At 70.9% G+C, this 22,335-nt stretch carries 23 protein-coding genes; 13 read left to right on the forward strand and 10 right to left on the reverse strand.

The annotated features are described in order from the left end of the window. Positions 1–138: 138 nt before the first annotated feature. Both SM793_RS06670 and SM793_RS06675 read left to right on the forward strand, forming a co-directional pair. Positions 139–423 (forward strand): hypothetical protein, encoded by a 285-nt coding sequence (locus SM793_RS06670; RefSeq protein WP_320437088.1) that lies wholly within the window; start codon positions 139–141, stop codon positions 421–423. Between the two features lie 30 nt (positions 424–453). Further along, complete coding sequence (locus SM793_RS06675) at positions 454–675, forward strand: hypothetical protein (RefSeq protein ID WP_320437089.1); 222 nt, start codon at positions 454–456, stop codon at positions 673–675. A 1,490-nt stretch (positions 676–2,165) separates the two neighbouring features. On the opposite strand, the gene SM793_RS06680 is transcribed toward SM793_RS06675, so the two are convergent. The 5 genes from SM793_RS06680 to SM793_RS06700 all read right to left on the reverse strand — a co-directional run bounded on the left by SM793_RS06680 (position 2,166) and on the right by SM793_RS06700 (position 6,965). Continuing rightward, positions 2,166–2,366 (reverse strand): hypothetical protein, encoded by a 201-nt coding sequence (locus tag SM793_RS06680; RefSeq protein ID WP_320437090.1) that lies wholly within the window; start codon positions 2,364–2,366, stop codon positions 2,166–2,168. 13 nt (positions 2,367–2,379) lie between these two features. Further along, entirely contained in the window at positions 2,380–3,723 is a 1,344-nt protein-coding gene (locus SM793_RS06685) for a glycosyltransferase (protein WP_320437130.1), read from the reverse strand. A gap of 5 nt (positions 3,724–3,728) precedes the next feature. Then, complete coding sequence (locus SM793_RS06690; protein WP_320437091.1) at positions 3,729–5,861, reverse strand: peptidase domain-containing ABC transporter; 2,133 nt, start codon at positions 5,859–5,861, stop codon at positions 3,729–3,731. Positions 5,862–5,903: 42 nt separating this feature from the next. Then, entirely contained in the window at positions 5,904–6,095 is a 192-nt protein-coding gene (locus SM793_RS06695; protein ID WP_320437092.1) for a sublancin family glycopeptide, read from the reverse strand. Positions 6,096–6,719: 624 nt separating this feature from the next. Continuing rightward, complete coding sequence (locus SM793_RS06700) at positions 6,720–6,965, reverse strand: hypothetical protein (RefSeq protein ID WP_320437093.1); 246 nt, start codon at positions 6,963–6,965, stop codon at positions 6,720–6,722. A 410-nt stretch (positions 6,966–7,375) separates the two neighbouring features. On the opposite strand from SM793_RS06700, the gene SM793_RS06705 reads away from it, so the two are divergent. Then, positions 7,376–7,948, forward strand: a complete 573-nt coding sequence (locus SM793_RS06705; protein ID WP_320437094.1) for a hypothetical protein — start codon at positions 7,376–7,378, stop codon at positions 7,946–7,948. 525 nt (positions 7,949–8,473) lie between these two features. Here SM793_RS06705 and SM793_RS06710 read toward each other — a convergent pair. Beyond that, on the reverse strand, positions 8,474–8,947 hold the full coding sequence (locus tag SM793_RS06710; protein ID WP_320437095.1) for a hypothetical protein: 474 nt from the start codon (positions 8,945–8,947) through the stop codon (positions 8,474–8,476). 175 nt (positions 8,948–9,122) lie between these two features. On the opposite strand from SM793_RS06710, the gene SM793_RS06715 reads away from it, so the two are divergent. Further along, positions 9,123–9,413 carry a hypothetical protein gene (locus SM793_RS06715; protein ID WP_320437096.1) on the forward strand — a complete coding sequence of 97 codons (291 nt, stop codon included), beginning with the start codon at positions 9,123–9,125 and terminating at the stop codon, positions 9,411–9,413. 586 nt (positions 9,414–9,999) lie between these two features. Here SM793_RS06715 and SM793_RS06720 read toward each other — a convergent pair. Continuing rightward, positions 10,000–10,731 (reverse strand): hypothetical protein, encoded by a 732-nt coding sequence (locus tag SM793_RS06720; protein WP_320437097.1) that lies wholly within the window; start codon positions 10,729–10,731, stop codon positions 10,000–10,002. A gap of 29 nt (positions 10,732–10,760) precedes the next feature. Between SM793_RS06720 and SM793_RS06725 the strand changes: the two genes are divergently transcribed. The 3 genes from SM793_RS06725 (at position 10,761) to SM793_RS06735 (ending at position 12,459) form a co-directional block, all read left to right on the forward strand. Then, positions 10,761–11,123 carry a hypothetical protein gene (locus tag SM793_RS06725; RefSeq protein WP_320437098.1) on the forward strand — a complete coding sequence of 121 codons (363 nt, stop codon included), beginning with the start codon at positions 10,761–10,763 and terminating at the stop codon, positions 11,121–11,123. 33 nt (positions 11,124–11,156) lie between these two features. Next, complete coding sequence (locus tag SM793_RS06730; RefSeq protein WP_320437131.1) at positions 11,157–11,672, forward strand: tyrosine-type recombinase/integrase; 516 nt, start codon at positions 11,157–11,159, stop codon at positions 11,670–11,672. Positions 11,673–12,153: 481 nt separating this feature from the next. Continuing rightward, positions 12,154–12,459: an Arm DNA-binding domain-containing protein gene (locus tag SM793_RS06735; RefSeq protein WP_320437099.1), complete on the forward strand. Its 306-nt coding sequence runs from the start codon at positions 12,154–12,156 to the stop codon at positions 12,457–12,459. A 741-nt stretch (positions 12,460–13,200) separates the two neighbouring features. On the opposite strand, the gene SM793_RS06740 is transcribed toward SM793_RS06735, so the two are convergent. Continuing rightward, the gene (locus SM793_RS06740) at positions 13,201–13,863 is read right to left on the reverse strand and encodes a response regulator (protein WP_413815889.1); all 663 of its coding nucleotides are present in this window, start codon (positions 13,861–13,863) and stop codon (positions 13,201–13,203) included. Continuing rightward, positions 13,863–15,098, reverse strand: coding sequence for a sensor histidine kinase (locus tag SM793_RS06745; RefSeq protein ID WP_320437101.1), 1,236 nt, complete (start codon positions 15,096–15,098; stop codon positions 13,863–13,865). The genes SM793_RS06740 and SM793_RS06745 overlap by 1 nt, the downstream gene beginning before the upstream one ends. A 172-nt stretch (positions 15,099–15,270) precedes the next feature. On the opposite strand from SM793_RS06745, the gene SM793_RS06750 reads away from it, so the two are divergent. The 4 genes from SM793_RS06750 to SM793_RS06765 all read left to right on the forward strand — a co-directional run bounded on the left by SM793_RS06750 (position 15,271) and on the right by SM793_RS06765 (position 18,922). Then, positions 15,271–16,206, forward strand: a complete 936-nt coding sequence (locus SM793_RS06750; protein WP_320437102.1) for an ABC transporter ATP-binding protein — start codon at positions 15,271–15,273, stop codon at positions 16,204–16,206. Further along, on the forward strand, positions 16,203–16,982 hold the full coding sequence (locus SM793_RS06755; protein ID WP_320437103.1) for an ABC transporter permease: 780 nt from the start codon (positions 16,203–16,205) through the stop codon (positions 16,980–16,982). The genes SM793_RS06750 and SM793_RS06755 overlap by 4 nt, the downstream gene beginning before the upstream one ends. Positions 16,983–17,066: 84 nt before the next feature. Beyond that, the gene (locus SM793_RS06760) at positions 17,067–17,810 is read left to right on the forward strand and encodes a hypothetical protein (RefSeq protein ID WP_320437104.1); all 744 of its coding nucleotides are present in this window, start codon (positions 17,067–17,069) and stop codon (positions 17,808–17,810) included. Between the two features lie 596 nt (positions 17,811–18,406). Further along, positions 18,407–18,922: a winged helix-turn-helix domain-containing protein gene (locus SM793_RS06765; protein WP_320437105.1), complete on the forward strand. Its 516-nt coding sequence runs from the start codon at positions 18,407–18,409 to the stop codon at positions 18,920–18,922. On the opposite strand, the gene SM793_RS06770 is transcribed toward SM793_RS06765, so the two are convergent. After that, a protein-coding gene (locus SM793_RS06770; RefSeq protein ID WP_413815890.1) for an IS5 family transposase occupies positions 18,894–19,690 on the reverse strand; the annotation gives its coding sequence in 2 pieces (ribosomal slippage) (positions 18,894–19,345 and positions 19,345–19,690; 798 coding nt in all). The two genes, SM793_RS06765 and SM793_RS06770, sit on opposite strands and share 29 nt — an antisense overlap. 71 nt (positions 19,691–19,761) lie before the next feature. Here SM793_RS06770 and SM793_RS06775 point away from each other — a divergent pair. Continuing rightward, positions 19,762–20,319, forward strand: a complete 558-nt coding sequence (locus SM793_RS06775) for a transposase (protein WP_320437106.1) — start codon at positions 19,762–19,764, stop codon at positions 20,317–20,319. A gap of 1,213 nt (positions 20,320–21,532) precedes the next feature. Continuing rightward, positions 21,533–22,258 (forward strand): dienelactone hydrolase family protein, encoded by a 726-nt coding sequence (locus SM793_RS06780; RefSeq protein WP_320437107.1) that lies wholly within the window; start codon positions 21,533–21,535, stop codon positions 22,256–22,258. The last annotated feature ends 77 nt before the right edge of the window (positions 22,259–22,335 follow it).

Here is a 22,335-nt window from a genome sequence, read left to right on the forward strand (position 1 = left end):
CGCCCCCAGAATATGCTGGACCGCTGGCGCTGTCAAAATCACGAGGCACCCCCAGGCACCCCCTATTTCGTGGCGCAAGGAACGGGCATCGCATCTAATTCTCGTGGGCGATTCGCCCGACTGACCGAGGGAATTCTTATGCGTAGCCTGATCCGATCCGTCTCACTGTCCGCCCTGGCTGTGGCCGCCGTGCCCGCGCTGCTGCTGGCGGCTTCGCCACCCGCCTCCGCAGACGGGGAGATGAACTTCGGCGGAGGTGCCGGCGACCGCGGCTCGTCGAGTTTTTCGCCGACCGCGCAGAACTGCGAGGGCATCTACACCTACCTGCGCTCGAACGGCGGAGTCGTCAGCAAGATGCCCAAAGATTTCCAGAACGAATGGCGTCAGTGCGCCAGCGGGTCCATCGGTTTCAAGAAGGGCTGAGAAAGGGACGGACGCGGGAGTCGGAGAAACATGTACACGATTGTCGGCCTCCTGGCGGGCCTCGGCGGCTTGGCCGGCGCTGCCGTTGTCCACCTGGTCCGGCGTGACCGCCACCGCAGGGAGGGAGACGTCACCGGCCTGCTGATCGAACGACGGCGCACCGCGGAGGCCGCCCAGCTGAGGTCTGCCTGCACGAGCAATCCGGTCCACCACGGCGGCGGCCCGACCATGCCGAACGGCCCTTACGGGTAGCGGCGGAGATCCGGCGCTCGGGCGCGCCCCTGCGGCCCTCCACGCGGTCGCTGCGGACCCTCGCCGGGTATTGCCGCCCCTGGGCGGGCGGCCCCAGCGGAGCGGGCGGCCGCGGCGCAGGCCGGGCCCGCAGCCCGGTGCTGGGGCGGCGGTTCGCGGGGCATGCTGGCTGCTCAGCGGCGGTGTCCAGATCTGGGTCATCGACGAGCTCGCCAAGATAGTCAGCTGAACGAGGCCGCTGTCGTCGGTACAGTCCGGAAATCCACCCCGAAGAAAGCCCGTGATGTCTGATCCACTCCCCCCGCGCGGGAGCACCGCAGAGGATTCGATCGCCGTTTTCGGCGCTCTTCTGGTGCTGCCCGCAGGAGTTCTCCGGATCCTGTCACGGCCGGGCCACTCCGAATTCCTCGCATGGGCCTGGAGTCTCCAGGGCGCGGCCCTGCTGTCCATTGTCCTGGGAATAGCCGTCGGGGCCGTGAGGGGGCGTAAGCCCTCTCCCGGGATCTGGGGCACTCTCGTCGTATGGACCCTGGCCGCCGGCCACGGGCTGAGCTGTCTCTGACCGTGTGAACCAGCCGGTGACAACGACCGACGACCGGGAGAGCGCCGTTCGGACGCGCCGCAGCACCAACGGGAGGGACTCGCGCCGGTCGGCGGACCGGCGCGAGTCCCTCCCTCCTGCATGACGGTCAACCGATCAGACGAGCCTTCTCGAACCGTCGCTATATCGGCCTGACCAGCCCTGTTGGTCCATGACCAGCCGCACGGCGGATCATGGACAGGAATCCCGACGTGTTGCAGACCCGCACGCGGACGACGCCGGGCTGTGCACCGCTTGCGCCGCCGAGCACCTGGTCATCGCACACCCCGACGTGGAGATCCCGGGCCCGCCCGGACCACTTGGTGGTCATCCCAGGGTCCCGAGCACGGGGCCGCCCGCTGTTGGCGTGCCAGCGTGCCGGCGGACCGCGGGTGGGAATCGCTGGCTTGGGTGGGGCAGGGGGACTATGGGTTCACGCACATCGCGTACGCGGAGAGCTTGTGGTTGTCCGGCACATCGAACGCCTTGATCACTCAGCCTTTTCCGTCGCCATACGGTCGGTTGGCGTTGACGTTCAGGCAGGCGTGGCCGCTCGGCGTTCAGCTGCCTGTTGCCCTCGTAGCCGCCGCCCGCAGCGATCTCCCCGGCAGGGCAGCGCGCAGCGCGCCTCAGCCACGGTGATCAGGCCGGTGGAAGCCCTGCCGTCGGGTGCGCTGCGCCTGGTGGACGTCCTGACTGTGGCGCCGCGGTGGCCGGGTGCCCGCTGGTCCTGGTGATCGCCCTCAACGGCGTCCAGGCCGGTGCCCTCCTGTGCCACCTGGCGGTGTGCGGCGACGAACGGCCGCCCCGCCACTGCTGCTGCGCGGGGCGGCCTTCGCCGCTGTCTCCCAACTCGACTGGTGGGGAGCGCTGTTGATCGGTTTCCACAACAGCCGGCGGTGAACGCCGGTCAGTCGGTGACCTCCTTCCACCCGCCCGGCGACATGGTCAGGTGCAGGATGCCCCGGTAGGCCCGGCGCTTCCAGAGCGTCGCGCCGTCCCCGTACTCCGGCAGGGCCTGCCGCGCCTCCTCCTCCGAGTCGAAGGCGTACTCCTTGCCCGCAGCCGAACGGATCTTCCAGTCGTCCATCGGCATGTCCTCGAGACCCATGGCCCGCTCCTCCTCACTCGTCACTCTTCACTCGTCGGTGACCGGGCGGCCGAGGCCCTCCGGACTCCTGCTCCTGACCTTGCGTGATCCGGCGCAGCCGCGCCAGCTCGGCCCGTACGCCGGCCCCGGCGCCGGCCGCCGTCGCGCGCACCAGCGCGGAGCGCAGCTCCCGGTGCCGCCCGCCCGCGAGGGCGGCCAGGGCCTCCAGCTCGTAGAGCGTGCCGGCCCGGCGGGAGTCCTGCGGCCGCTCGCGGGGGCGTAGTTCCTCGATCGCGTCGACCACGCCCGAGAGGGTGCGGAACGCGGCGCCGGCCGCCGCGAGCGAGCGGTAGAGGACGGCCTCCGCACGGCGGGCCGCCCGCTCCAACTGCGCGGTGCGGTCGGCGATCTCGGCCGCGCCGCCGAATCGCAGGGCCAGGTCGCAGAGCAGCGCCCAGGAGTCACCACGCCGCTCGCTCCAGTAGCCGGGGGCATCGGTGGGCAGCTCGTCCAGGGCCCGGGCCAGCTCGCGGTAGAGGCTGCGGGCCCGGTCGGGGCGGAGCGGTCCGAGCAACGCCGCCTGGGTGCGGTAGTACAGCCACTTGGGGTTGTCCGGCTCCTCGGCCGCGCATCGGTCTACCAGTTCGGCGTATGCGGGGAGCTTGCGGTGGCGGGCGACAGCCTCCGGCCGGTGCCCGTGGTGGTCGAAGCGGACGTCCAACCGGACGGTGTCCGGGGCCTCGCCGTCCCGGTCGTACGGGCGCTCGTGCACCCGGCCCCGGAACCGCAGCGCACCGGCGGCGCGTACGGCCCGGGCCGGGAAGGCGCCGGCCGGACGGCCGATGTCCCGGACCTCGGGGCACCCGGCCAGGCCGGCGTCCGGGAAGAGGAGGTCGAGCAGGGTGAGGGCGCGCCGTACCGCCCCTGCGGACTCCGGCGCGAGCACCTCGTCGGCGTCCACGTGGAGGAACCAGCCGGGGCGCGGGTGCCGGAAGGCGAGGTTGCGGTGGTGGGAGAAGTCGTCCCGCCACGGTGCGTGGACCACCTGCACCGGCAGGCCCTGGGCCCGGGCGACCTGGACGGTGCGGTCGGTGGAACCGGAGTCGATCAGCAGCACCCGGTCCGCGTCGGCGGCCAAGGCGCGCAGGCACGGGCCGATCGCCGCCTCCTCGTCCCGGGTCAGCACCACGGCGGTGACCGGTGAGGGCGGGCGGAGCCGGTACTCCTCGGCGGTGGCCCGCCGGTCGCGGCCCGCCGTCAGGTGACGGCCGGTCAGCCCGGCGCCGAGCTCCCGGAGCAACGGGAGGTCGCGGTCCAGGCGGGAGGCGGCCGGGCCCGGGTGCTCCGGGTGGTGGCGGCGCAGGTCGTCGAAGCGCACGGTGATCAACCCTCCTCCGGCCGGGTGACGGTCACCCGCTGGTCGGCCTCGAAGGCCGAGGGGTGCCCGTGGGAGACCAGGACACGGCTGGCCCCCCGGTCGCCGAGGCCGCGCCAGACGCGGGTGGCGGTCTCCGGGTCGAGCGAGCTGAAGGACTCGTCGAACAGGTAGATCCGGGGGTCGGCCAGCACCGCGCGGGCCAGCCCGAGGCGCTGGACCTGACCGCGCGACAGCCCGGCGCCGTCCTCGCGCACCGGCTCGTCCAGACCGCCCGGCAGGCTCCCCAGGACCTCCCCGAGGCAGGCCAGCCGGCACGCCTCGGCGAGCTCCTGCTCCGACCTGGCGGCGCCCAGGGTGAGGTTCTCCCGGACGGAGGCGGCGAACAGCGCGGGCACCTCCGGGACGTAGAGCACCTCCCGCCGGACGGTCACCTCCGGCAGCCCGGCCAGCTCGTGGCCCGCCAGGGTGACGCTGCCGCCGTACCCGGGCCGCAGCCCGGCGACGGCCTGGAGCACGGTGCTCTTGCCGGCCCCGTTCGTCCCCTCCAGGCGGCAGCTGGTGCCGGCCGGGACGGTCAGGTCGAAGCCGCTCACCGCCGCCCGCACGGCACCTGGGTGACGCACCGTCAACCCGCGCACCAGCAGGTCCGTGCCGGTGCCGGTACCCGTGCGAGGGCCGCTTCCGGTACTGGAGGCCGCCGTGGGCGGTTCGCGCTGCGCCAGCACGTCGCGGTAACGGCCGAGGGCGGCGCCGAGCCGTTGCAGGCGGATCTGGAGCGCGGCCAGAGAGTCGGCCGCGGTGAGGAAGTACCCGGCGACGGCGAGCAGGGCGAGCACCTGGCCGAGGGTGAGCACACCCGCCAGTGCCCGGGTGAGGCAGGCCCAGACCAGCAGCACCGAGGTCACGCCCAGGGTGGCGCTCTTGGCAGCCGCGTTCAGGTTCTCCGCCCGGCCCAGCCTGGTCGCGGCCTCGACCCGCCGGTCCAGCGCGTGCCGCACCCGGCCGGTGGCGTACGCCCGGCGCACCGGGCCGGTCACCTCCGAGCGTCCGCGCAGCACCGTGAACAGTTCCGCCTTGAGGGTGGCGTCCCGTTGCAGCACCTCCTCGGAGGACTCCCGCACGGTGCGGTAGAGGGCGGCGGAGCCGGCCGCGTTCACCCCGGCCGAGAGCAGGACCAGGAGCAGCACGACCGGATCCCGCCAGGCCAGGTAGCCGGCCGCGGTCACCAGCACGCAGCAGTCGAAGACCGCCCGCACCGTGGTCGAGGCGACCAGCACCTGGATCTCCTGGACGTCGTCCAGGCGTCCCACCAGGTCACCGGTGCGCCGACCCTGGTGGAAGGCGAGCGGCAGCCGGGCCAGCTTGCGAACGTAGCGCAGCGACAACTCCCGCTGGAGCCACTGCGCCAGAGCTACCGTCACGCGGCCGCGCAGGTACTGCGCACCGGCGGCCACCAGGACCACGGAGGCGAATCCGGCGGTGAGCACCGCCAGCGTGCGGTCCCCGCCACCGCGCGCCAGTGCGTCGAGGGCGATCTGGAGGAACAGCCCGGTCAGCAGGACCACGGTGGAGGCCAGCAGGGTGAGTGCCAGTACCAGGAGGAGGGCCGGGCGGCGCAGTCGCAGCAACGGCCAGAGCGCGGTGCGCTCGCGCTGCCCGGCGGCGGGCTGATGCCGCAGGGAGAGGTGCGGCCTGCGGCGGTGCCCGGTGGGGCGGGGCGGTCTCTCCGTCACCAGGGCGGCGCCGAGGAAGACCTCGGCCAGATCCGCGCGGCCGATCCGCACCGGTCGCACCCGGAGCGGGTCGCTGACAGTGAAGCCGCCGTCCGCGCCGGCCTCGTGCACCACCACGAAGTGCGGGCGTTCCGCCACCCGGACGAGCACGATGGCCGGCCCGGCCACCCCGACGGCCCGTGCCAGTTGGGCGACGTCCAGCCGCAGCAGCAGGCTCTCCAGGCCGTAGCCGGAGAGCACCTGCCGCAGCCGGAGCAGGCTGGAGCCCCGCTCACCGAGGCCCACCGAATCGCGCAGCACCGCGGTGTCCACCGACAGCCCGTGCCGGCGCAGGACCGTGCGTGCGCAGGCGGGCCCGCAGTCGGTGTCCCCGCTCTGCCTGGTGTGGTACCTGCTCCAGCGCACGGCCCCGTCCTCCTTCCGGTCCAGGCCCTTCAAGCCCGGTGCCTAGCGGCACTCGCGGTTGTAGATCGCCATGTAGTCGGAGGGGGTGCCCCCGCAGGAGATCACGGCGCTGGTGGTGGCGAGGGTCCAGATGTACGCGCACTGGGCCGCACTCAGGCCCTCGGCGGCGGCGGATTCGGCCTCCGTCTCGGTGAGCTCGGGGAATCCCAGAGCCCGTAGCTCGGACAGGGTCATGACGTCCTCCTCGGTCGGTTCGATGGTCTGACGGTCGGGCCCTGGGTCGCCCCGGCCCTGCTGTCGAGGTTGGCCCGCCGGCCGCACGGGGGCAAGGACGGATGGCCCACCTTCCGGGCCACCTTCCGGGGCGGCGCCCGGGCGGCAGCGTTGCGGCCGGCCGGCGCCGGGCGGAGGCTGGGACGCCCTGGTCTTCACCGCCCGCCCTGCCCGACAACCTCCGCCAAGCCGTCGCCGCCTCCGAGGGGGACGACCCCGAACGGGCACCGGTGGTGTGGCTAACGCTCGCCGCTGCAGCCGGTTCCACCTCTACCCGGCCGTCGACCCCGGTCTCGACCAGACCACCGACCCTGGTCTCACCGTCGGACCGCTGCTCCTCCTGCCGATGACCGATGTCGCCTACCGGTGGCGCTGGGCACCCAGACCGGGGCCCCGCGGGCGAGCACGCTCCAGCAGTAGCCGCCCGTCCTGATCCGTACGTTCGGGTGTACATCGTCGACCTGGCGAAGGGGTACTGACCGGGCTCTGAGACGGCGCCGTCTCGCCGGAGTGTTCCCAGCCACTGACTCTGGTGAGTGTCCCGGCGGTCCCCATCGGGGACCGCCGGGACACTGCACGGGCGTTCTAGCGGCCGCTGTGGTCGATGACGTTGCCGTTGGAGCAGTTGTTGGCATGGCCGCCGACCCAGTCGCCCAGGACCGGGACGACCGCCACCTCCTGGAGGCAGACCACGTCGGCGGTGAAATTCCAGAGGTTGGCTGCGTTTGCGCCATCCCCGAAGTTGGAGTCGTTGTGGGCGTGGGCGTGGGCGGGCACGGTCATGGTGGCCGTGGCGAGCGTCATGACAGCCACCGAGATGATCTTCTTCATGCTGACCGCAACGATGCCGGTGTGAAAAGGACGCGACGGCATCCGGCCGGGCACCGGGGTGTGCTGGGAGTGGGGCCCTGCGTTACGGGGCGGTGCAGATCACGGAGGCGTGGTCGGAGCACTTGGGCGCCTCGGCCTCGGGGGCGGAGTCCCCGGTGTCAGGGTCATCGGGGTCGGGGTCGGGTCGGGGTCGGGGGCCCTGGCGCCGGGGCCCGCCCGGCCGGTCACACCGTCGCACCGTGCACCCCCCATCGGGACGGCGAGCCCGGACGAGGGCCGAGGCGGTCCAGCACCCGATGTGCTTCGGGGACGAGGTAGCGCATCGCCACCAATCGTGACAATCTGCGACGGCGAGCGGGCCGCCAGGGCTCCGCCAGTACCTGGGAGATCACATGGGCAGTGTCGCCTTGATGACCACGGCGGTAGTCATCGCCCCCGCCCCTCTCACCTGGCCCCACCTGCGCGTCCTGTGCCCCAAACCGTGCCCCACCCACCGGGAGGTGCCGCGCGGGGGCCGGCCGGCCGCCGCCGCGGTCCTCGCATTCTGGCTCCTGCCCCTGGCCCTCGCCTGCTCATTGCCGCTCTCCGGCGACTGCATCGGCCTGACCGCGGCTCTGGCACCATGGATGGTCCTCACCCCCGCCCTCGCGCTCGCCACATCCCCCCAGCGCCGCCACCTGGGCCGCAAAGGCGACCTGGCGGGGGCATGGGACCACGAAAACCCGATGCCCCCGGCCACCCCCCGGGAGATCGCCGCTCTCTGGCTGGCCGTGCTGGGCATCGCCGTGCTGACGCTGGACTGGGTGCTTCCCGTCCTCAGAGGGCCCTTCCACGCACTCGGTACCGGCGCCCTCGTCCTGTCGTGCATCGCCGGGGCCGCCGTGCACATCGCCGTACAGCGCAGGCTGAACCATCGCCGCGAGGTGAACTGCGCCGAACGGATCCGCCAGTACGCGACCTACCACCGGTCCCCGGCCCACTGAAACCCCGGAGCCGGCCCGGCGGTTTCTAGGGGCCGATCGCTCCACCCGCACGCAACCCCGCCACTCTCCAGGCACCTGTCGCGCCGTGTGCCGGTCCGGACCTGCTCGGCTCGGCATAGTCACCGCTCCGGCCTTGCCCGCATGGCCCCCTCAACTCCTCACGGCCGTACCCCGTCCCGGCGCCAATGCCGATGACGTGGGGCGCTGACGCCGGCCCCTCGCCCTTGACACCGAAGGACCCCACTGGCGGCAGCTGCTCCCGGCCGATCCGCTCGGGCCCCGGCTCGAAGACGCCTCCCACTGCGGAGAAGCGGACGACGAGAAAGCGACCGCTCGGGTGGCAGCCCTCTCGTCATCCGCTTCCGTACCCGCCAGGGACGGCCCGTCCGGCCGTCCCTGCCCTCACCGGTGATCCACCCACGCCGCCGCACCGTCCGTCAGGACGGTCGGCCCGGATCAGGGCCTCTCGTTCCGCGCACGTCGGGCGGTCCCGCGCGGGGCGGGGCCGGGGGTGCCGGGCGGGGGCTAGTTGAACGCGACGCGGAAGGTGTTGTCCTCGTCGAGGGTGATCTCGGCGTTGCCGGTGATGCCTTCGTAGGCGCCGGTGCCGCCGGTGACCAGGCCGCGGTAGACGACGCCCGAGGCCGGTTCGGTGACCGGGAACATGACGTTGTAGCTGACCTGGTCCTGGCCGTTGTCGACGTCGAACGTGATCATCGTGGTGCAGAACGCCGTCTTGGCCTGGGCGGCGATGGCGTCCTGGTCGCAGAGGCTGTAGGCGGTGCCGACCTTCTTGCCGTCGCCGTCCGAGATCCGGCCGGTGCTGAACGCCTTACCGGTCGGAGCCTCCTTGAAGTCCAGGGTCAGGGCCGGGACGGGGGCCGCCCGGTGGGCGGTGGGGCTGGTGGCGGTGGCCGGGACGGCGGCCCAGGCCACGGCGCCGGCCAGTACGGCGGCCGCGACCAGGGTGGTGGTGCGGACGGGAGCGATGCGCTTCACGACAGTCCTCTCGACAAGCAGCGGGCGATGCCCGGTATCAGCCCATCTGCACACCGGAGAGTGCGCGCGGACGCACGCCCGCCCCAGCGCCCGGCCCGGCGCGGCACCGCCCCACCGCCCCACGGCCCCACGGCCCCACGGCCCCACCGCCACCAGTGCCGCACACCGTGGCCCCATGAGACCCGTCGCCGGTGCCGCCACGGCCCTCGCCCTGATCACCCTCGCCCTGGGAACACCGCCGGCCCACGCCACCCGAGCCGTCCACGCAGCCCCGGCCGGTCCGGACACCGTTCCCGAGCAGGTGACACCCGGCGTGGAGTACCAGGCGTACACCCTCGCCACCCCCCGCGGCACCACCCGCGTCCACGTCGTCACCGCCCACCTGGACCACCAGCAGGAACGCGCCGTCCCCAACGGCATCGCCATCACCACCAGAAAGCCGTTCGGATCATCGTCACACCGCTGACCAGGCACGACAGGCTCAGAAACGGGCACTCAATATCACCGAGGAGCAGCATCCCGGGGTGCAGGCCACCGGCACCCCGTGCGAGCGGACGGTCTTTCACAGGCTTGCGGTGAGGGGCGGCGGTTCCGGCCGCGCAGGTTTTCGGCTGGGAGATGCCGCCGGTGGCAGACTGGAGGATGTCCTGGAGGCCGGGTTGGACGGCACCGCCCGCTTGGCGCTGCACGAGTGCATCCACACCCGACTCTCAGCGGCACCGGCGTCCCGCCTTCGCACGCCTCTGGCTCTCACCTCTGTACAAGCGGAGCGGCGGCGCGCCGACGGCCATGGCGACCCCAGGTGGCCGCGTGGAACTCGGGACCTCATCCGTTGCTCGGCCATGCCCGACCAGCACCAGCTGGCCGCCCCCGATCACCACGTCCACCCCGGCCGGCAGGCCAACCGGACCCGGGGCGTCCTCCGCCGTGACACCCCCGCTCGCCTGCCGCTGCGCCAGAATGGCGAACAGCCGCACAGCGCAGCGCAATACAAGCGGAAGTACAGCCCATGACGCGGAGGTACAGCCCATGACGAGGTACAGCGTCGACCTTCACCGACGTGAGCTGATCGCCACCTGGGGCACCGGCGAGGGCGACCTCGCCACCCGCATCGAAGCCCTCCCCGCGGCACGGACACGGGCACGCTCCTGGCCCTGGCGCGCGCCCTCACCCTGCTCTCCGACGCCGCCTGGCGCACCTACACCCACCCCGCCGGCGCCGCCGACTCCCTGGAACCCAACACCGAAGGCTGGCGCCGCGAGGAGGAACGCAAGCACTTCGCCGAGGTGGTGGACGCGATCACCAAGCCGCACCTGCCCAGCGGCGGCGCCGTGATGGTCTCCTACAGCCACCTGCTCGAATCCGCGAACCGCGTCGGACGCGCCCTGCACCACCTCGACACCCCGGACCTCACCGCGGCCGTACTCGCCGAGGCAGCCACCGAACTCGCCGCCGTCGAGAACGCCGAACTCGGCGACCTCACCGGCCGCGCCCAGCAGGCCGTCCTCCTCAGCCGCGAGGACGCCTCCCCCGTCCAGGTCGCCGCCGCCGACCGCCTCCTCCAAAACGACCCCTTCGGCCCCGCCGAACTCTTCTCCACCATCGACCCCACCGCCGCCGCCGTCGCAGCCGCCCACTGGCTCGCCGCCGCAGCCGAGGTCACCGCCGAAGCCTCCGGCTACGAACCCACCCAGGTCGTCCTCGAAGCCGACAACATCGAATCCCTCCCCCACGAAACCCCCACCCTCGTCCTCGGCCTCATCGACGACGGCGCCACCCCGCACCAGGCCGTCACCGCCTCGTCCGCCACGCCATGCACATCACCGACGGCCTCCTCCCCGACCCCACCGCCCTGCGCGAACAACTCGACGACCTCGAAGAAACCCTCGCCGAATACACCGGCGAAGACGACCCCGACCTCGAGAACATCGCCCTGCGCCTCACCCCCCTCGACCCCAAGCGCCCCGCCCGCGACCTCCTCGAAGACCTCCTCACCGGCATCCACGCCTGCTGGCTCCTCCACAACGAATACGACGACCTCGACACGGACGAAGACCTCGGCGACGCCGAGGACTGGGACGACGAACAGACCGAGGAACACCAGAGCCGCAGCCGCCAACGCTTCGCCCAACTCGTCCGCGAAACCGCCGCCCACCACCGCGCCCGCCTCATCTGACCGGGCAGCCCCGGCAGCAAGGCGTGGGTCGCTCTGTCCGACCGCGTTGTCGACACCCTCGAAGACCGGGCCGGCACACGAGCGTTCGGCCAGATCACCTCCGCCGGCGGCTACGTCTTCCACCGCCACGGCCGCCCCCTGCACCCCAAGAACGTCCTCGACCACTTCCACCTGCTCTGCGACAAAGCCGGCGTCCCCCGCATCGCCCTCCACGACCTACGCCACCTCACCGCCAGCTTCGCCACCGCAGCCGGCGTCCCTCTGCCCGTCATCTCCAAGACCCTGCGCCACCGCACCCTGTCCACCAGCGCGAACATCTACACGGACCTGACCTTCCCCGCCGCCCGCGCAGCCGTCGACGCCGTAGCCTGGATCCTCAACAACGCCGACCGCGCCGCCCTCGGCCGGCCCGCCTGCCACGCCCGTCGCCCCTGGCACCAGAACCCGCGCCCGCACCGGCGACTTCCCGCGTATCAGCAGCCAGGAACAGAAGAAGCCTCAGCGGCCTGGCCGATGTGGCCCGGCGACCACCATGCGACCACTAGCTGACGCAACAACAAAAAGAGACGGCACGGCACCTGGGTTCCCAAGTAGCGTCTCTCACAACCGACTTCACAGTCGGGACGACAGGATTTGAACCTGCGACCCCTTGACCCCCAGCCGCCGAGCGAACCCGACGGCCGCTTCGTCGACGGCGCTGGCCAGCTCGCGTGGCCGGCGTCTGCAGGCGAATCATGGTCGCTTACCCACCGACTACGGATGGTGATCTTCCGGGCGGTGTGTCGTCTTGAGCGTGTCTTCGCCATGTGGTTCGGAGTGCTTCACGCACCGCCCCGCACGCTCTGCCGCCACACCCGATACGACAGCCACTCTTGCCACAGAGGCACCACCCAGTCCAAGGGAAGGGGAAGCTCATGGGACAGCGTGCGCAGCGTGGTCGGGTGTACCAGCGGTGTGGGTGTTCGGATGAGCACGGGAGGCAGTTGGGTCTGTGGTGTGTGCGGTTGCTGGAGGAGGCGGGTCACGGGTCGTGGACGTACTGGTCGACCTGGCGCCGAAGGACGGGAAGCGAAAAACCCGCCAGCGCGGCGGGTTCGCCAGCCGTGCGGAGGCGGCCCGGGAGATGAAGGCGGTGTTGGACGGTGAGCCGCGCGGGGTGTACGAGGACCGGCGCGTGACCGTGGCGGGCTTCCTGTGGCAGTGGCTGGAGGTGAAGAAGGAGGAGCTCGCGCCGAACACGTACCCCGGCTACGAGGCGTGCGTGGAACGGGACCTGATCCCCGCCTTCGGCCACTACCGGCTGCCCGACCTGCGGCCCAAGCACATCGAGCGCTGAATCGCCGCCCAGCGCAAGGCCAAGCGCGGCAAGGTCACCGCCTACCGGATCGCCTCCACCCTGCGCAGCGCCCTCAACACCGCCGTCCGCTCCTGGCGACTGCGCTACAACCCCGCCAAGCACTCCGTCCCCGCCCGGCCCCGCACCGCCGAACGCACCTGCTGGACCCCCGAACAGGCCGCCACCTTCCTGCGCCACAACGCCGAGCAGTACGCCGACCAGCTGACCGACCTCTTCGAGGTCATGCTCGGCACCGGCATGCGCCGCGGCGAGATCCTCGCCCTGCACTGGTCCGACGTCCACCTCATGGTCCGCAAGCTCTACGTCCGCTGGACCCTCGCCGCCATCGACAACGGCAAGATCCACCTCCGCGAACCCAAGACCGACGCCAGTAGAACCTGGATCAGCCTCTCCCCCAGTGCCAACAGCCGAGACCTTAAGATCTCGGCTTCTCTGATGCTCAACTATCTTGCGATACAGGTGAGTTGGAGATTTTGGGCGGAAGTGATGCCACGGACTGCCGACGGTGACCCAATGTTTACTTTCCACACAAGCGTCCGCTTTCACCCGTCAGCGTTCATGAGCGCTCATCCCGCGTGGTCCCAAAATGGTCCCAAGGCCTGCTCGGTACCGGCATGCGCCGCGGTGAGCAGCCGTCCGGTGTTGGCCGGGTTGGCAGGCGATGCCAAGGGGCGGACCGCCGCATCTTGTTCACGAGACGCTCCGCGCTCCCCCGCCGCGTCACCCCGATGGTTCGACGAAGCCGGACTCGTACGCGGCGATCACCGCCTGGGTTCGGTCCCGCGCGCCGAGCTTCGCCAGCACGCTGCTCACGTGGGTCTTCACCGTCTGCACGCCGAGGTGCAGCCGTTCGGCGATCTCGCCATTGGTCAGGCCGCCGGCTACCAGGCGCAGCACCTCGGCCTCGCGCTCGGTCAGCGCCGCCCGGGCCATGCTGTCGCGCGCGGCCGGGTTGCCCCGGCCGGCAGCAAGGCGGCGGAGTGAGGCCGGGAACAGCAGCGATTCGCCGGCCGCGACCAGCCGGACCGCATGAGCGATCTCGGCCGGGCGGGAGCGCTTGAGCAGGAACCCGTCCGCGCCCGCGCGCAGCGCCTGGTAGACGTAGTCGTCGTTCTCGAAGGTGGTGACGACCAGGATCTTGGGCGGCGGCTGCTCATCGGGCGGGCGGGACCGGAGGAGTTCGCGAGTCGCCGCCAGGCCGTCCATGGTGGGCATCCGGACGTCCATCAGCACCATCTGCGGGCGCAGCTCCCGGGCCAGCGCCACCGCCTCGGCTCCGTCATCGGCCTCGCCGACCACCCTCAGGTCGCCCTGCGCCTCCAGGACGGCCCGCAGCCCGGCCCGGACCAACTCCTCGTCGTCGGCAAGCAAAATGTCGATCATCACGCGCCCAAGCGTAGGGGCATCCGTACAGCCAGCACCCACTCGCCGGACTCGGGACCGGCTGTGGCCTCGCCGCCGAGCAGCGCGGCCCGCTCGCGGATGCCGCGAAGTCCCTTGCCTCCGTTGCGCTGTGCCGTGCCGACGAAACGGGACGCGCTCCCCGTGGGACGGGGAACGCCACCGGTCTGCGCCGCGTTGGCGCAGCGGAGCTCCAACTGCCCTTCCCGGACGGCGATCCGGATTCTGATCGGCTCGCCGGGCGCATACTTGAGCGCGTTGGTGACGCCCTCCTGGACGATCCGGTAGGACTCGTGGGAGAGCACCTTGGGCAGTCTGCCGGGCGGCACGTCGATCGACGCCTCGACCAGGCTGCCGGCCGCTCGAACGGCGTCGATGAACTCGGGCAGTTGCTCGACGCCGGGGCGCTCGATGGCCGTGCCCTCGGTGCCCTCGCGCAGCAGGACGAGGGTGCGTTCGAGGTCCTCCATCGCCTGGCGTCCGGTCTCCTCGATGACTTCGAGCGCCCTGGCGACGAACGCCCCGTCGTCGACCGCGCGTGCCGCGCTAGCCTGAAGGATCGTCACGGTCATTGCGTGGCCGATGGAATCGTGCAGCTCGCGGGCCAATCGGTTGCGCTCCAGGAGCTGTTCGGCCCGCAGCTCGGCCTCGACCATTCGCTCCTCCCGTGATGGTCCCAGTAGCCCTACTGCCATGGCGAGTTGAAGGCGGCCTGCCCAGACCATCAGCCAGCCGTAGCCGAATACCAACAGTGGTATCACCGGCAGGTACCAGAACGATCTTTCCAGGTAAGCCAGTTGGACACCGACCACGATGGCCTTGGGCGCGATCAGGAGATCATAGAGGACAGTGAACGTGAACACCGAGACGACCCCGGCCGCCGAGCCGAGTGCGATCCGTCCGATCAACCAGGTCGCCGTACGCCACCGATCGGCCCAAGTGCGGGCGGGCTCGGCAGTGATGTCCTCCTCCCGGTCGGGCACCAGCAGCAGACGCGCCTGGATGCCCTCGACCCGTCTGACCGCCGGCAGCATGGCGATCAGCGCGAGCAGCACGACGTCCACCGCCACGCTCTCCGCCAGGATCTCGGTAAGGCTCTTGTGGTAAGTCCCGGGGTAGATCATCAGGATGACGCCCGCGAAGATCCAGCCGGTCAGCAGGTGCAGCCAGCGGGCGTACGTGGCGCTGGCCAGAAGCGGTGCGAGAATTCTGGGCACTCGGTCATCCTGCCAGACCAGCGGCTGTCCGGTTGTCCTCCCGCAGCCTCCCGTCGTCAGCTCCCTCTCGAGAGGGAGGCGCGTCCACTCCGCAGCGGGATCCGCAGGAGGGCCCCGCCCGGGTCGAATGAGGTCGTCAATGGCGGACACGTAAGTGGAGGGTGATGCGCCCATGATCGAGATCCAGGGCCTCACCAAGGAGTACGACGGGAAGCGCGTGGTCGACGACCTCTCCTTCGAGGTCCGACCCGGGGTCGTGACCGGCTTCCTCGGCCCGAACGGTGCGGGCAAGAGCACCACCATGCGGATGGTCCTCGGGCTGGACCGGCCCACCGCCGGGCGCGCCCTGATCGACGGCCGCCCGTACATCGAGCTGACCGACCCGCTGCGGCGGGTCGGCGCGCTGCTGGACGCCCAGGCCCTGCACGGCGGGCGGACGGCGCGCGGCCACCTGCGCTGGATCGCCGCGAGCAACGGTCTCCCGGACCGCCGGGTGGGCGAGGCGCTCGCTCAGGTCGGCCTGGCCGACGCGGCCGACCGCCGGATCCGCGGCTTCTCGCTTGGCATGCGCCAGCGCCTTGGGGTGGCCGCGGCACTGCTCGGCGACCCGCCGGTGCTGCTGCTGGACGAGCCGGTGAACGGCCTGGACCCGGAGGGCATCCGCTGGATCCGCACCCTGCTGCGCGACCTGGCCGCCGAGGGGCGGGCGGTGCTGGTCTCCTCCCATCTGATGACCGAAATGGCCCTCACCGCCGACCACTTGGTAGTCATCGGCCGCGGCCGGCTGCTCGCAGACGCCGCCACCACCGACTTCATCGACCGCCACGGCCGCACCCGGATCCGGGTGCGCGCAGTGGACTCGTCCAAGCTCGCCGGTCTGCTCACCGGCGACGCCCTGCGGGAGCTGGGCGACGGAACGGCCACCGCCGAACCGGTGGAGGACGGAGCCTGGGAGGTGACGGGCGCCGCGTCCGAGGAGATCGCAGCGCTCGCGGCCGAGCGCAGGGTGGTGTTGTTCGAGATCGCCGTCCAGCAGGACTCCCTGGAGGAGGCATTCATGCGGATGACCGCCGACAGCGTCGAGTACCGGGCGGAGGCGACGGCGTGAGCGCACCTCACGGGATCGCGCCCGCGCCTTTCCCCATCCTCCGCAGTTTCACCTTCGCGCTGCGCGCCGAGCAGATCAAGCTGGCCACCCTCCGCTCGCTCTGGCTTCCCCCGGTGCTCGCCCTGGTGTTCACCGCAGGCGTCACCACCGCGATCGGCGCTGCCCTCGGCGGTACGGAGCACCACCTCACGGATGACCCGGGCGTCGGCGTCTACTACGGCCTCACCTTCGGTCAGGCCGCGGTCGCCTGCTTCGGGGTCCTGCTGATCGGGCAGGAGTTCAACACTCGGATGATCGACGTCTCGCTCATCGCCGTCCCCCGGCCCGGGCACCTGTACGGGGCCAAGGTGGCCCTCGGCGCGCTGGTCGCCCTCGGCGTGGGCGCGGGCGGTACGGCCGGCGCATTCGCCGGGTACGCGGCCACCGTCCCGGGCGACTGGGACGGCCCCGCGTTCGCCCGCAGTGCCACCGCCGGCGTGCTGTACCCCGTCCTGTTGGTGGTGTTCTGTCTGGGTGTGACGACGATCCTCGGCAACCTCACCGCCGCCCTGGCCGTGCTGGTACCGACCGTCTTCCTGCTCTCGCCGCTGCTCAGCGGTGTGTCCGGGGCGCGGAAGGTGGTGCAGTTCCTACCCGACAGGGCCGGCCAGTACGCGCTCCACTACACCGACGACCCGGAGATCGCGTACGGGCACTGGACCGGCCTCCTGATCATGGCGCTCTGGACGGGCGCGGCGGCGTTCGGCGGCCTGTACGCACTGCGCCGCGCACGCTGACCCCGCGAACACCCCGACGCGTTCCGGCCGCCGCTCCGAACCACCCCCGTGGGATGCCGTCCCCTCTTGAGAAGCGAGTAACCGATGACCATGGCACACGTCCTACGCGCCGAACGGATCAAGTTCGTCACCCTGCCTTCCCAATGGACCGCCCCGCTGGTCGCCCTGGTGCTGAACGTCGGCATCTCCGCCGCCCTCGGTGCCGCGGCCGGGCCGGGCGGGCTGTCCGGCAAGGACCCGGCCAGCATGATCTACTACGGCCTCAACTTCGGCGATGTGGCCGTCGCCTGCCTGGGGGTCCTACTGATCGGGCAGGAGTTCAACACCCGGATGATCAGCGTGTCGCTCACCGTCATCCCCCGACGCGGGCACCTGTACCTCGCGAAGCTGACGCTCGGCGCCGGGTTCGGGCTGCTGCTCGGGTTGGTCTCGACCGGCCTGTCGTTCCTGGCCGTCGGTACGACGACTGATCTGGATTTCAGCACCCCGGGGTTGACGCGGAGCTTCGTGGCGGGCGTGCTCTACTACCCGCTGATGGTGGTGCTGTGCCTCGGCCTGACCTCCATGATGGGCAACTTCACCGCCGCGCTCGGCCTGCTCGCCCCCATGGTCTTCCTGGGCACCACCTGGCTGGCCGCGATTCCCGGCGTGCGCGAGGTCGGCCAGTTCCTGCCCGACCGGGCCGGTCTCTACGCGCTGCGCACCCAGACCGACGCCGGCGTCCACTACGGGCACTGGACCGGTCTGCTGATCATGGCGCTGTGGACGGGCGCGGCGGCCTACGGCGGCCTGCGGGCGACGCGGCGGTACGACACCTCCTCGAAGTAGACCTTCCGACCGGACGCGAAGGTCACGGGCGTGCCGGAGGAAGGCGTTCTGGAGCCGGAGGATCCCTCGCGTGGTGGGCGAGGTGAGGTGGTCCCGCAGGGCTGGGGGAAGGCCTCCGGTCAATTCCGCAGATTCCTTCATATCTGTCTCCCTTGCGTATGTCGAGAGGGGGATGAGAGGTCCATCGGAAAGACGCTAAGGCGGTTCGTGACACGGCTCCGGAATCTTCCGGAGGAATTTGTTCGGCACCCCGTGGGCCGGATGGCTTGGACGGTTGAGTGCTGCAGTCCCGGACGGTAGCGCCGTCGTCGGAGTGGTGGGGGCGGTGGCGCCGGCCTCACGGCCGGTTTCTGCCGTTTCGGTAGGTCAGGAGATTCTCCCGCTGCTGTCAATGACGGTTCGCCGGGTCCCGGTCATCTTTTTCAGGGGTTCTTGGGGGGATTTTTCGCATTCTAGTAGATCGCATATGATCCAAAGTATTATGCAAAAGTCCCCGTTGTCACGCCATGATTGACACCAGGGTTTACTGAACTTGATCGAGTGATGTCGGGGCTGTTCGACTGACAGGCGCCGGACGGCTCCGGTAGCTGTTGGTCGTGAGATACGCGCAAGGCGGCGGCTTGACCGGCGCCGAGAGAGCCGCGCGCGAGCGGATCCGGCTGCAGGCCGTCGTCCGCTTCGAGGGCGGGGAGAAGAACAGAGAGATCGCCGCCTCGTTGCGGGTCAGCGAGCGGTCCGTTGAACGCTGGCGTCGGCAGTGGCGGGAGCGGGGGCGGGACGGGGTCCAGTCGAAGGGATCGCCAGGGCGGCCGAGGCTCAGCGATGCGCAAATCGATCGGCTTGAACGGGAGTTGGAACGCGGTCCGCTGGCCCATGGCTGGGAGGACCAGCGCTGGACCCTGGCCCGGGTGAAGACGCTGATCGGGCGGATGTTCCACGTCAGCTACACCGTGGAAGGGACATGGCGCCTGCTCAAGCGCCATGGCTGGTCGTGGCAGCAGCCGGCCCGGCGGGCGATCGAACGCGACGACGCGGCTCTCGAGTTGTGGCGGAAGGAGGTGTGGCTCCAGGTAAGAAGTCATCTCATTTGGATAGTCGTCGGGTGCAAATGAGGGCTGCGGCGATGCTGGCGAAGGCGGCGAAGTGGTCGGCCTTGCGTTCGTAGCGGCGGTGGAGTCGGCGGAAGCCGCCGAGCCAGGCGACGGTGCGCTCGATCACCCAACGGTGGCGGCCGAGGCGCTGGGAGGACTCGACGCCTCGGCGGGCGATGCGGGCCGGGATCTGCCGTCGGCGCAGGTAGGAGCGAATAAAGCGGTGGTCGTAGGCTTTGTCGGCGTGCAGCTTGCCGGGACGGCGGCGCCGCGGGCCGCGCCGTGAGCGGATCGGTGGGATGGCGTCGACGAGCGGGATCAGGGCCTGGCTGTCGTGGACGTTGGCCCCGGAGATCGCGAGTGACAGGGGTAAACCGGTGCGTTCGGTGAGCAGGTGGATCTTTGACCCGTACTTGCCCCGATCGACAGGATTCGGACCTGTCAGCTCCCCTTTTTCAGGGCCCTCATGTTCACCGAGTCGACCGCGCACCTCGACCAGTCCAGCTCGCCGCGCGCGCCGAGCTCGTCCAGGACGACCCGGTGGAGCTTGGCCCACACCCTGGCCCTGCTCCACTCGGTGAAGCGCCGATGGGCGGTGGGCCCGGACGGTCCGAAGCAGGGCGGCAGTTGGGCCCACGTGCACCCCGACGTCGCGACAAACACAATCGCCGCCAGCACCTCACGGTCCCCGTGGCGGCGCCGACCGCCGCCCTGCGGGCGGGTCGGCGCCGGCGGCACCACCAACTGGAACAGCTCCCACAACTCGTCCGGCACCAGGCGCTCCACGATCGTCACGGGAGCAGCTTACAAGTCCAAATGAGATGTCTTCTAAAAGCACCGCGGCGGCTCGCGGAGCCTGGGTGGTCTTCGAGGACGAAGCCGGGCAGACGCTGAGACCGCCGCGCGCCAGGACCTGGGGCCGAGTGGGGTGCACGCCCGTCGTGCGGGTGAAGGGCGGGGGCTCCGGACGGATATCCATGGCCGGGATGAGCTGCTACAAGAAGGGTGAACGCTCCCGGCTGATCTTCAGAGTCCGCCTGCACCGAGGGCGCAATGGCGAACGCAAGAGCTTCACGTGGCAGGACTACCGCGACCTCATCGTCCGGGCCCGCATCCAGCTCGGCGGCCCGATCGTGCTCGTCTGGGACAACCTGTCAGTCCACCTCGTGCCGCAGATGAAGGACTTCGTTGCCGCGAACGAGGACTGGCTGACGGTCTTCCAACTGCCCTCGTACGCACCGGACCTCAACCCACAGGAAGGCGTCTGGTCGCTGGTCAAGCGGACCATCGGCAACCTTGCCGTGGCGAACCTCGACCACCTGACCAAGACCGTTAAACGGAGCCTGAAGAAGATCCAGTACCGACCGCACCTGATCGACGGATGCCTCACCCAAGCCGGACTGATCATGGACGGCTGACCCCGACCAGAACCCGACACCACTCATTCAATTTCAGTAGCTGTCCACACAACAGATCATGATGAAGCGTGGGCTCGCCGTTCGCGCCATCGAACCCAGTAGTCGACCCCATCGGCTCGGTAACGATCCCCGCCGTCGTAGCGCCACTCAGCAACCAGCAACTTTGCTTCCGCGGGCGCTTGCCGGTGTGGGGTGAGCAATGCCGTCAGCTCGTCGTACCGGGCGTCGATGCCCCCGTGGCTGGGGTGGTCGTACTGGAGCGTGCCGCTGAGACAGATAGGGGTGGCCGCACTCGCGGCGCCCGCTGTGGCCGGGACGGCCGCTACAGCGGCGAATAGCGCTGCGGCCAGGGCGACAGCTCGGTACGGCAGTCGCGGTCGGAGAATCACAAAGGTCCTTCCGGGTGGGCAAAGTACGGCGCAGCGCGCAGCGTGATCAACCTATTGCCGTGAGTGATCAGGCGCTAGTGCGCCTTTGCCGTTGGCGGTTCTCAGCCAGCGTCGTTACTGCTCGCCGCGACCCGAGCGTTCTTCTTCCCTCAGAACTCGGCGCGACCCGGAACTTGACTGGTGGTCGAGCTGCTGGTGCCAGGCCGGGCGGCTTCCCGTCCTCCGGTCGTCCCAGGAGGGGTCGATCTCGGAGGCGACCAGCATCGCCGCCTGGGGCGGCCTGCGGCCTGGCAGGCGGTCGGCGATGGCCTCCCGGAAGAGCTGCCGGATCGGCAGATCGGAGGCGATCGCAGCGTGCGGAGGATCGTGCCGGGTCGGCTCGGGTGCGGCGTGGCCCCAGCAAATGGCTGATCAAGCACTCAGGTATGCTCCATCGCTGGCGCCTACTACTCGGTCGGCCCTCACCAGTCCCCCGGCCCAGCTCACGGCCGCGTCCGGACTCGCAGGAGCATTCGTCGCTCGGGGGCCGCCATCCCCTCAAGCTGGACGTGACGCGGCGCCACACAGAGGGCACATTTGAGGGCACATTCGAGCGGGTTACCCCGGGACAGTCCAGGCCAGAGGCTTGTCCGATTTTCTATCACTTGCCCAGACGTAGGCGTATTTGCGCAGGCCGGCGCAGTCCGCGCCCAGTCCTGGTATTACTGGTCGACCTTGCTCTGGCCGAACCACTGACGGGTGGTTCCGAAGACGCCGGGCACCTGCCTTCTGCCGGCAGCGGAACACCGGCCCACCGGGCCCGGCGATCACTACAGTCCAGGCGCATGACGACAGTGACAACGCACACGGTCGAATACGCGGCCGACGGCCTGACGATGATCGGGCACCTCGCGCTCCCGGCCGGTGCCGACCGCCGGCCCGCGGTCCTGGTCGGGCCCGAGGGGATGGGGCTCAGCGACGTCGAGCGGCGGCGGGCCGACGCTCTCGCCGAACTGGGATACGTGGCGCTGGCCTTCGACCTCCACGGCGGGCGCTATCTGGGCGACCCCGAGGAGATGCTGGCCCGTTGCCTGCCGCTGCTCGCCGACCCCGACCGGATGCGGGGCATCGGCCACGCGGCGCTCGACGTGCTCCGCGCCGAACCGCGGACCGACCCCGACCGGATCGCCGCCGTCGGCTACGGCACCGGAGGCGCGATCGCGCTGGAACTCGGGCGCGACGGCGTCGACCTGCGCGCGATCGGGACGGTCAACGCGACCACCACGGGCCGACCGGGCGAGACGGCGCGCATCCGCTGCCCGGTGTGGGCCGGCGTCGGGTCGGAGGACCCGATCATGCCGCCCGCGCAACGGGACGCGTTCACCGCCGAGATGCAGGCCGCGGGCGTCGACTGGCGCCTCACGGTCTACGGCGGCGCCCTGCACGCCTTCCACCACCCGCCGGTCGACCACACCGTGGTCCCCGGCGTCGGTCACCACCCGCGGCACGCGCGGCGAGCCTGGCGGGACGTCCTCGACCTGCTCGCCGAGTGCCTGCCCGTCACGGAGTGATCCGGTCGGCAACCGCGATTCCGGACCACAGGCGGAGCCCTCGGGCGTCACCGTTCACCGGGCTCGGACGCGCCGGG

Origin of the sequence: Kitasatospora purpeofusca (genome assembly GCF_034043715.1) — a bacterium.
Classification (GTDB): domain Bacteria; phylum Actinomycetota; class Actinomycetes; order Streptomycetales; family Streptomycetaceae; genus Kitasatospora; species Kitasatospora purpeofusca_A.

What these genes read in the sequence shown, in the direction of transcription:
- SM793_RS06670 (WP_320437088.1), top strand. Translation starts at nt 139, where the DNA reads ATGCGTAGCCTGATCCGATCCGTCTCACTGTCCGCCCTGGCTGTGGCC.
- SM793_RS06675 (WP_320437089.1), top strand. Translation starts at nt 454, where the DNA reads ATGTACACGATTGTCGGCCTCCTGGCGGGCCTCGGCGGCTTGGCCGGC.
- SM793_RS06680 (WP_320437090.1), bottom strand. Translation starts at nt 2,366, where the DNA reads ATGGGTCTCGAGGACATGCCGATGGACGACTGGAAGATCCGTTCGGCT.
- SM793_RS06695 (WP_320437092.1), bottom strand. Translation starts at nt 6,095, where the DNA reads ATGACCCTGTCCGAGCTACGGGCTCTGGGATTCCCCGAGCTCACCGAG.
- SM793_RS06700 (WP_320437093.1), bottom strand. Translation starts at nt 6,965, where the DNA reads ATGAAGAAGATCATCTCGGTGGCTGTCATGACGCTCGCCACGGCCACC.
- SM793_RS06705 (WP_320437094.1), top strand. Translation starts at nt 7,376, where the DNA reads ATGACCACGGCGGTAGTCATCGCCCCCGCCCCTCTCACCTGGCCCCAC.
- SM793_RS06715 (WP_320437096.1), top strand. Translation starts at nt 9,123, where the DNA reads ATGAGACCCGTCGCCGGTGCCGCCACGGCCCTCGCCCTGATCACCCTC.
- SM793_RS06725 (WP_320437098.1), top strand. Translation starts at nt 10,761, where the DNA reads ATGCACATCACCGACGGCCTCCTCCCCGACCCCACCGCCCTGCGCGAA.
- SM793_RS06740 (WP_413815889.1), bottom strand. Translation starts at nt 13,863, where the DNA reads ATGATCGACATTTTGCTTGCCGACGACGAGGAGTTGGTCCGGGCCGGG.
- SM793_RS06750 (WP_320437102.1), top strand. Translation starts at nt 15,271, where the DNA reads ATGATCGAGATCCAGGGCCTCACCAAGGAGTACGACGGGAAGCGCGTG.
- SM793_RS06760 (WP_320437104.1), top strand. Translation starts at nt 17,067, where the DNA reads ATGACCATGGCACACGTCCTACGCGCCGAACGGATCAAGTTCGTCACC.
- SM793_RS06780 (WP_320437107.1), top strand. Translation starts at nt 21,533, where the DNA reads ATGACGACAGTGACAACGCACACGGTCGAATACGCGGCCGACGGCCTG.